An 8,751-nucleotide genomic window follows, 5' to 3' on the forward strand; every position below is an offset into this window, starting at 1 on the left:
CCGGCGGCCCGGGTGCCCGGCGGCGCGGGTGCCCGGGGGTGCGGGCGCCGCTCAGGCCGTGGCGGGCGCCCCGGCCGCGAGGTACCCGCGCGCCCCGGCCACGCCCGCCGCACCGGCCGCGTCGTCCACGTCGGCCGACGCGTGGGCGCGCAGGGCCCCGGAGGCCAGCAGGTACTGGGCCAGGATGTACGTCGCCATGATCCAGACCTCGTGCCCCGGCAGCTCGCGCCACTTGGCGAGCTTGGTGGCGATCAGCGTGTCGGACAGCAGGAAGAGCGCCCCGCCCAGACCCGTCCGCCAGCCGAGCCCGGCCGAGGTGACCGCCGTGGAGGCGAGCAGCAGGCTGTACCCGGCCACCGGGGCCTGCAGATCGCCGAGATCCGGCCAGAGCCGGGCCATCATGGCCGCCCACGCCGTCGCGTACGCGGCCGCGACCACCAGCGTGCGCCGGCGGTCGGTCAGCGCGCCGCGCCGGACGAACATCGTGACGTAGCAGACGTGCGCCGCTGCGAACGAACTCATGCCGGCCAGGAACGCGGTGTCGTTGCCGAGCTGCAGCAGCACGTCGCCGCCGCCGCTGAGCAGCAGCGCGGGCGTCAGCAGCTTCGGGGCCTCCCGGCCGGCCGCGGTGGCGGCCGTGACGCTGTGCGCGGCCAGCAGCGGCATCAGGGCCGGCTTGGTGGCGTGCCGCAGCACGGGCGTGTCGGTGAGCAGCGCGCCCAGGTGGGCCGCCGAGGTGGCGGCGAAGCCGGTGAGCAGTCCGGTGGCGGAGCGCAGGCGCCCGCCGAGAACGGCGCGGGTGGTCGTACGGATGCTCATGCGGGGGAGTCCTCCAGGGGTGGGGCAGGGTCGGGCAGGGGTGGGGCAGGGGTGGGGCAGGGGGCGGGCGGCCTGGTCGCCCGCACCGCCGGATGCGTGGTGCCGCTCGGGCCGGGCCTCGGTAAGACGCACCCTATGCGGCCGCGGCCCGCACGCGGAAGGGCTTGTTACCGGCGCGTAGCCCCTACCGGGCCGCCGGGGTGACGCCGCGGCGGGCGTGCGGCGGGGCCGCCTCCGCACGTCGGGCTCCGGCCAATTCCCGGCCCTGTCAGGATGCTGCCACCGGGCGCCGCGCCCACCGTCTAGTCTGGTCCACGACATGGAGCAGCAGGAGTACGCGACCGGCGCCACACAGGTGGCCGGCGGCGTGGCGGGCGCGCGCACGGGCGGGGCGGGGCGGAGCACCACCGACGCCGTCGTCGCCGTACGCGAAGCCGGTCCTGACGCTCCGCAGGAGACCGGCCCGGACGGTGGCGCCCCCGCACTCTCGCCCGACCCGGGGCTGCTCCGGCTCGCCCAGTGGTTCGCCGAGGCCGACCCCGGCACCGCCGACGACCTCTGCACCGCCTCCTTCGGCCTCTATCCGGCCCGCCACTTCGGCGTCCCCGCCGAACCGGTCGCCCAGCCGGGTGCTCAGTCGGCCGCCGAGCCGGGTGCCGAACCGGGCACCGGGCCGGCCGCCGGGCCGCCGGCCGTGGCCGACATCAGCTGGTGGCACGGACCCACCGCGCACACCCCCGCCGCGCTGCGCACCCGCGAGGCCCGCCCGGCCCGTGGCCCGCGCCGGGCCCGGCGGGACGCCGGCGCGCTGCCCGTCGTCCTCTCGGGCGCCAAACCGGGCGAGCCCGGCAAGCACCGCAAGCCCGAACGGTCCCGCTCGGCCGCGGTGGGCACGCAGGACCGTTCCGCCGCCGCCGAACGCCGGATCGCCGCCCGGCTGCTGCTCGCCCACCCGCTGGTCACCGCGTCCGGCCCGCACGCCGACGGCTTCCCGCTGATCCGCCGTCACCGGGACTGGCTGACCGAACGGTTCGACACGCTGCTCGGCTACCGCCTCGTGGTCGGCCCCTGGCACGCCCGCCTCGGCAAGGCCGGGCTCGGCCCCGGCGCCACCCGCGGGTTCGAACACCCGGGCACCGGCGCCCCGTTCACCCCCGGCGGCTACGCCCAGCTCGCCCTCGCGCTGGCCCTCCTGGTCGACGCCCCCGAACGACTCCCGCTCGGCCGGCTGCTTGTCGCGATGCGCGCCGCCGCCCCCGCAGCGGCCCGCTCCGCCGACCCCGCCGACCTCGCCATGGCGCTCGCCGCCCTGGCCGGCTGGCAGGTGCTCGACGGCATACCCGCCGACCCGGCCGACCCCGAAACCGGGGCCGTCCTGCTGACGGTCGACCGGGAACTCGCCCGCGCCGTCCCCGCCGGGCCGCCCGCGCTCGCCGACGACGCCGGCGACCTGATCCGCCGCGCCGCCGAGGCCGAGCCCGGCACCGCCGTCCGCCGCCGCCTGGCCGAGACCCCGGCCGTCCTCGCCGCCGACCTGCCCGAGGACCAGCGCGCCTGGCTCCGCGACCACCGCCACAGCGGCCCCGCGGCCCTCGCCGACTTCCTCGGCCTCGAAACCGAGCAGCGGGCCGAGGGCGTCGCCCTGCTCGACCCCGCCGAGGAGCTCACCGACCTCGCCCTGCCCGGCACGGGGACGCCGGCACAGGCCGCCCTGCTGCTGGTCGAGCGACTGGTCGAGGAGGTCCGCCCGCTCCCCGACGAGACCACCGGCGCGGACGTCCCCACCCCCGCCGTCCCGATCCCGGACGCGCTGATAGACGGCGTCCTCGGGGACATCGCCGACGAGTACGGCCTCCCGGCCGGCTGGCGCCGCGACTACCTCGCCGACCGCACCGCGCTCCGCCGCGACACCCTCGACCTGCTCCACCGGATGGGCCTGATCACCGCCACCCCGCGCGGCACCCGCCCCCCGGGCTGGCTCCTGCGCGCCCCCGCCGCCCGCTACGCCCCCGCCGCCGACCTCCTCCCGGCGCCGGGCACCGGCCGGCACTCGCGGAGGGAGCCGTCGGTGACGATCCCCGGGCCGGCGGGCCCGCGGGAGGAGCAGCGGGCCTGAGGGCGGTGCCGGGGGTGGTTCAGGCGGTACGGGTCGGTCGGGCCGTTCGGGTCAGGTCGTTCCAGGTCGTTTCGGGTCAGGCCGGCTCGGGTCAACCCGGTTCGGTTCGGTTCGGTCCGGGGTGCCGGGCAGGCGCGGGTGGGTCAGCGGTTGGCGGTGGCCGTCGTCACGGTGGTGTGCTCGACGGTTTCCACGGTGGCGCCGACGCCCAGGGTGCCCAGGGCGATCGAGGCGACTACGGCGGCGCAGGCCAGGAAGCGGCGGTGGCGCTGGGGGAGCGGGAAGCGCGGTTCCTGGAGGGTCGCCGGAGGGTTGGCGTTCATGTCACGGAGCGTTCCAGGGCGGCGTGAACGATCGCTACGCGTGGGTGAAGTCCGGATGGGGGGCGGGCGTCGGTTCGTGCCAGGTGGACTCCCGGGCCGTGCGGTCACCCGGACGGCGGGCCCGGCCGGCCGCGTCAGACGGCGGCGTACTCGCGAGCGGAGGGCGTGCGGGTGGTGGGCTCGGTGGTGTCGAGGTAGCGGGCGAGGGCCCGGCGGCTGCGGGCCAGCTCGTCGATGCGGGCGTCGAGCTCGGCGAGCTCGCCGCGCAGCGTGGCGAGCAGGTCGGGGCAGGCCTCCAGGGCCGGGAGCGGCCCGCTGGCGCAGGGCAGCAGCTCGGCGATCACCCGGGTGGACAGGCCGGCCGCCAGCAGGCCGCGGATCTGCCGGACGCGGACCTGGGCGTCCTCGCCGTACTCGCGGTAGCCGGCGGCTGAGCGTTCCGGCCGGAGCAGGCCCTGCTCCTCGTAGTACCGCAGCAGGCGGGTGGACACCCCGGTCAGGCGGGCGAGTTCTCCGATGCGCATGATCGTCGGAACGTCCGCCCGCCCGCCGCTGTTCCTGCCGCCCGCCGTCGGCCCGCCGTCAGCCCGTCAGCCCGTCAGCCAGTCCGCCGGCCCGTCGGCCCGCCTATCCGTCGAGTCCGGTGACGAAGTCCAGGACCAGCTTGCGCAGTTCGGGCAGCCGCTCGACCACCGGGATGTGACCGGCGGCCAGTTCGGCGAACCGGGCACCCGGGATGCCCTCGGCGAGCGCGCGGTGCTGGCTCGGCTGGACCAGCATGTCCTCGGTGGTGCTGATCACCAGTGCGGGCACCGCGAGGGAGGCCAGCTCGCCGCGCACGTCCGTCCGGGCGACCAGGCCGAACTGCTGCCGGAAGCCCGCCGGTGTCGCGGCGAGCAGGGCCTCCTGCAGGCCGGTCAGCTGGTCGTGGGGGAGCGCGTCGACCCAGGTCTCGCCGAAGACGGACGAGAGCAGGAAGCGGGCCAGCAGCTCCGGATGGTCGGCCAGGGCGACGGCCAGCTCGGCGGTGATCCGGAGGCGGTGGTCGCCGCCCGCCACCCCGGAGAGCAGCAGCAGCGAGCGGACCCGCTGCGGGTGCCGGGTCGCGGCCCGGACGGCGACGGCGGCGCCGAGCGAGTAGCCGGCCAGGTCGAAGTCCTCCAGGCCCTCCTCGACCGCGGCCGCGACCAGCCGGTCCGCCAGCCCGTCCAGGGTGGGCTCGTCCGGCTCGAACGGGGTGTCGCCGGAGCCGGGGAAGTCGGGGGCGACGACCGTGCGGTGCGCGGCGAGGTCGTCCAGCAGCGGACCCCAGTTGTCCCGGGCGCTGCCGCCGGCGCCGTGGGCGAGCAGCAGCCCGGGGCCGGAGCCGCGGACGATCCGGGCGAGCGGGGCGGGGGAGGCGGCGGGGTGTGCGGGCATGACGGGGCTCCTGTTTCGGCCGCGGGCGGTCGGGGCGGGCCGCCACCGGTGTGGCGGTCACTCGGGACGGTAGGAGTTCACACCGGTGTGAAGGTCAAGCCCCGCACGGCGCTCGCCCGCCGGGGGACGCGCCGGTGATGCGCCGGTGATGCTTCGTCGACGCACCGACGATGCGCGGAAGGGGGCTGACGCGGCGTTCGCCGTGTGCCTATGCTCCGGGACGTGACCGGGGGACTCCCTGCCGAGCGAGCGACCGGGCGGACCGCCGCCCCGGTCCTGCGCATAGCCGCGCCCAGAGCCGGACGCCGCCCGCGCCGTTGCCGCTGAGCCCACCCCGCACGTGCCCGCCCCGGGCCGGGGCCGGGGCACGCGTTCCGGCCCCCTCTGCTCCGCCCGCGCGTTCACGCTCCTCGCCCGACCGTCCGCCATGACCCGAACGGAAGTGTGCCCGTGCCCGCCGACTTCCCGCCCGGACCGCTCGCCGGTCCTCCGCCCGCACCGCGGCCCGGCGCCGCGTCCGGACGCAGCCCCGCGCTCCGCCCGGAGGCCGCCTACGATCGTCTGCGCCGCCGTCAGTGGCTGGCCGGCGAGGCGCGCGCCGACGGTGTCGACCGCCGCACCCTGCTGCGGCTGCTGGCCGCCGCCGGGCTGCTCACCACGCCCGCCGCCGGGCTGTTCGTCCCGGACCGCGCCTTCGCCCGGGCGCCGGCGGCCGGCTCCCCGGCGTCGGGGATCGTCAAGCCGCTGCCCGCCGAGTGGTTCGTCCCGCAGGGCACCAACGCCGAGATGCGCTGGGACGCGCTGCGCGACGCCGACGGCCGGGCCGTGACCGGCCGTCACATCCCGGTCGAACGGTTCTTCGTCCGCAACCACACCTCCACCCCGCTGATCGACCCGGACGGCTGGCGGCTGCGGGTGTTCGGCAGCGGTCTGCGCGACGCGCCCCCCGCCGCCCGGGCGGTCGAGTTCGGCCTCGACGACCTGCGGGCCCTGCCCGCCACCCGGATCGACGCGCTGATCGAGTGCGCCGGCAACGGCCGGAGCTTCTTCACCAGCCAGCAGGGGCTGGTCGTCCCCGGCACGCCGTGGACGCTCGGCGGGATCGGCTCCGCCCGGTGGCGCGGCGTGCGGCTGGCGGAGGTGCTGCGCCGGGCCGGGCTCACCCCGGGCGCGGTGGACGTGCTGCCGGCCGGCCTGGACCCGGAGTACGTCGTCGACGGCGTCGGCTTCGGCCATGTGCGCCGCCCGCTGCCGGTCGCCAAGGCGCTGGACGACGTGCTGCTCGCCTACGAGATGAACGGCGAACCGCTGACGCCCGACCACGGCGCCCCGGTCCGGCTGGTGGTGCCGGGCTGGATCGGGATCGCCTCGGTCAAGTGGGTCGGCACGGTCGAGGTCGCCGACCGGCCGCTCTACTCGCCCTGGAACACCGACTTCTACCGGCTCTTCGGCCCGGACTACCCGCCCGGGGGCAGCGCACCGGTGACCACGCAGGTGGTCAAGTGCGCCTTCGAACTCGCCCGCGGCGCCGTGCTGCGGGCCGGCCGCTCGCACCGGCTGCACGGGCGCTCGTGGTCGGGAGCGGCCCCGGTCCGCCGGGTCGAGGTGAGCACGGACGGCGGGCTCCGGTGGCTCCCGGCCGGGCTGCACGACGAGCCGCGGGCCGGCAACTGGACGCGCTGGAGCATCGACTGGCGTCCGGAGCGGCCCGGCGCGTACGAGCTGCGGGCCCGCGCGACCGACCGCCGGGGCAACACCCAGCCCGAGGCGGCCGTCTTCAACCGCGAGGGCTACCTGTTCGACGCGGTCGTGGCGCACCCGGTGACGGTGGCCTGACCGCCGGCGGGGCCCGGCCGGCCGGAGCGCCGCCGACCGGTCGGGCCGTCAGCCGGCGGGCTGGACCTCGTACGGGGCCGGGTACGGCGTCTCGTACGGGGCCAGCACCAGCCGCACCACGTCCTCGAGCCGGCGCCGGGCGTCGCCGAGCGTGGTGCGGCCGGTCACCCAGGCGGTGAGCTCGCCCTGCCAGGCGTGGCCGACGATGTGCCGCACCAGGTCGCTCGCGGCGGCCGGCACCTCGGCCGGCACCTCGGCCATCACCGCCTGGAGCGCGGTGCTGTCGGCGCGGGCCATGCCCTGCAGGGCCTCGCTGGCGAAGGGGTCGGTGGAGGCGGCGACGGCCACCCGGAGCCGGGCCAGCTCGGGCTGGCGCTGGTAGGCGCGCATGCCGCCGCGGACGAAGCGCACCACCCGGTCGGTCGCACCGAGCCCGGCCCGCGGGCCGCGCAGCTCCGCCACCAGGTCCGCCAGCAGCAGCCGGTGCCACTCCGCGATCGCGGCCGCCAACAGGTGGTCCTTGGAGGAGAAGTAGCGGTACGCCGTCCCCAGGGCGACTCCGGACCGCTCGCAGACCTGCTTCATCTGCAGCCGCTCGACGCCGATCTCGTTCACCAGGGCGAGCGCGGCCGCGATCAGTGATCCGCGGCGTTCGAGCTGACGCGGAGACATCGCCTCCACCGGCCGTGGTGACAGGTCAACCTTGGTCACCCGCACCATGATACGGCCCGGGGCCGCCGAGGAGTATGACGCCGACCGGCCTCCCCTCGTTCGCCCGCCGTCCACCGGGGGTCCGGCCGCCCGGTCAGGCGGGCGCGGAGGCCCCGGGCGGGACGGTGCCGGACACCAGCGAACGGATCGCACGGTCGCGGATCAGCGCCTCCTGGACGGCGGAGGCCACCAGCCGGCCGTCCCGGTCGTAGAACTCGCCGAGCGACAGCCCCCGCCCGTCCGAGGAGGAGGGGCTGCGCTGGGCGAACAGCAGCCACTCGTCGGCCCGGAACGGGCGGTGGAACCACATCGCGTGGTCCAGCGAGGCCATGATCAGCCGCGGGGGGCCGGAGCGCTGGAAGAAGTTCGGCTGGACGTGCAGCCCGGCCGTCGAGGCCAGCGTGAGGTCCGAGAGGTAGGTGAGCGCGCAGACGTGCAGCAGCGGGTCGTCGTCGGGCAGCCGGGAGCCGGTGCGCAGCCAGACGAACTGCTGCGGCATGCCGGGGACGGCCGCGGGCACGCCGGGCGCGTCGTCCGGGACGAACCGCAGTTCCAGGGAGCCGAAGCCGCCGGTGCGGGTGAGCTCGGCGCGCGCCGCCTCGTCCCAGAGCGAGAGCGCGTCCGGCAGGTCCTCGGGGCCGGGCACCGGCGGTATCTCACGGTGCCGGTCGGCGGCGGGCTCGGGGTGCTTGAAGGAGGCGGAGAGCGTGAAGATCGCGTCGTTGCCCTGAACCGCCGTCACCCGGCGGGTGGCGTAGGACAGGCCCTGGCGGACCCGGTCGACCTCGTACCGGATCGGGCGGGTCGGGTCGCCGGGGAGCAGGAAGTAGCCGTGCAGCGAGTGCACCGCGCGGTCCGGCTCGACGGTGTGTCCGGCGGCCGTCAGCGCCTGCGCGGCGACCTGGCCGCCGAAGGCGCGCATCGGGGCACCGGCGTGGCACCGGCCCCGGAACGTGTTCTCGTCGAGGCGCTCGATCCGCAGCAGCTCGGCGAACGGGGCCGCGGTGTCGGGGGCCCGTCTCTCCTGTTCGGTCACGTCGGTCACGGGCTCATAGTGGCAGAAGCCAACGGGCAGCGGTGTGACCTGGGTAACCCTTTCGGGGGAACATTGTCGGTAGAACCTGTTTCAGTACGGGTGCCCGGCCGACGGGTTGTCAGTGCCCGCACTGCGTGCCCGGCGGGTCGCGAGCCGCTCGCGCGTGGGCCGCGGTGCGCCGGAGTGGTCGCCCGCGGCCGGGTGAGGCCGAACCGGCCCGGCCGGGGCCGGGGCGTCGCGGCGGAGACGGGTGTGCATGGCGCGGTGCCGCGGCCGGCGGCTGTCCGGCCGGAGAAGGGACCGGGACGGTCGCCGGGGGGGTGCGGGTCAGACGGTGACGCCGTCGTCCTCGGACGCCGCCTGCGGCCGGCCCGCCGCGGCGGCGCCGTCCGTGGCCGGACCGGTCCCCGCGGCGGCGCTGCCAGCCGTCGTGCCGCCCGGCACCGGCAGCCTCCGCGTCGGTGCATGGACCCTCGCCGGCGCCAGCGCCA

At 77.3% G+C, this 8,751-nt stretch carries 8 protein-coding genes; 2 read left to right on the top strand and 6 right to left on the bottom strand.

The genetic code is table 11. The features are described 5' to 3' along the window. Window positions 1-51: 51 nt before the first annotated feature. Window positions 52-819, bottom strand: coding sequence for a lysoplasmalogenase (locus tag ABZ885_RS30680; RefSeq protein WP_360195690.1), 768 nt, complete (start codon window positions 817-819; stop codon window positions 52-54). Between the two features lie 319 nt (window positions 820-1,138). Here ABZ885_RS30680 and ABZ885_RS30685 point away from each other — a divergent pair, with 319 nt between their 5' ends. Further along, on the top strand, window positions 1,139-2,935 hold the full coding sequence (locus ABZ885_RS30685; protein WP_360195693.1) for a DUF2398 family protein: 1,797 nt from the start codon (window positions 1,139-1,141) through the stop codon (window positions 2,933-2,935). Window positions 2,936-3,078: 143 nt separating this feature from the next. Here the strand turns inward: ABZ885_RS30685 and ABZ885_RS30690 are convergent, their stop codons facing one another. The 3 genes from ABZ885_RS30690 to ABZ885_RS30700 form a co-directional block, all read right to left on the bottom strand. Then, complete coding sequence (locus ABZ885_RS30690) at window positions 3,079-3,258, bottom strand: hypothetical protein (protein WP_360195696.1); 180 nt, start codon at window positions 3,256-3,258, stop codon at window positions 3,079-3,081. A gap of 134 nt (window positions 3,259-3,392) precedes the next feature. After that, entirely contained in the window at window positions 3,393-3,782 is a 390-nt protein-coding gene (locus ABZ885_RS30695) for a MerR family transcriptional regulator (protein WP_360195698.1), read from the bottom strand. Between the two features lie 103 nt (window positions 3,783-3,885). Beyond that, window positions 3,886-4,677 carry an alpha/beta fold hydrolase gene (locus tag ABZ885_RS30700; RefSeq protein ID WP_360195700.1) on the bottom strand — a complete coding sequence of 264 codons (792 nt, stop codon included), beginning with the start codon at window positions 4,675-4,677 and terminating at the stop codon, window positions 3,886-3,888. Between the two features lie 561 nt (window positions 4,678-5,238). On the opposite strand from ABZ885_RS30700, the gene ABZ885_RS30705 reads away from it, so the two are divergent. Beyond that, window positions 5,239-6,513, top strand: a complete 1,275-nt coding sequence (locus ABZ885_RS30705; protein WP_360195708.1) for a sulfite oxidase — start codon at window positions 5,239-5,241, stop codon at window positions 6,511-6,513. A 48-nt stretch (window positions 6,514-6,561) separates the two neighbouring features. Here the strand turns inward: ABZ885_RS30705 and ABZ885_RS30710 are convergent, their stop codons facing one another. Together ABZ885_RS30710 and ABZ885_RS30715 are read right to left on the bottom strand one after the other, a co-directional pair. Further along, window positions 6,562-7,224, bottom strand: a complete 663-nt coding sequence (locus ABZ885_RS30710) for a TetR/AcrR family transcriptional regulator (RefSeq protein WP_360195703.1) — start codon at window positions 7,222-7,224, stop codon at window positions 6,562-6,564. A 94-nt stretch (window positions 7,225-7,318) separates the two neighbouring features. Then, on the bottom strand, window positions 7,319-8,269 hold the full coding sequence (locus ABZ885_RS30715; protein ID WP_360195705.1) for an acyl-CoA thioesterase II: 951 nt from the start codon (window positions 8,267-8,269) through the stop codon (window positions 7,319-7,321). Window positions 8,270-8,751: the final 482 nt, after the last annotated feature.

Source organism: Kitasatospora sp. NPDC047058, from assembly GCF_040643935.1.
Taxonomy (GTDB): Bacteria; Actinomycetota; Actinomycetes; order Streptomycetales; family Streptomycetaceae; genus Kitasatospora.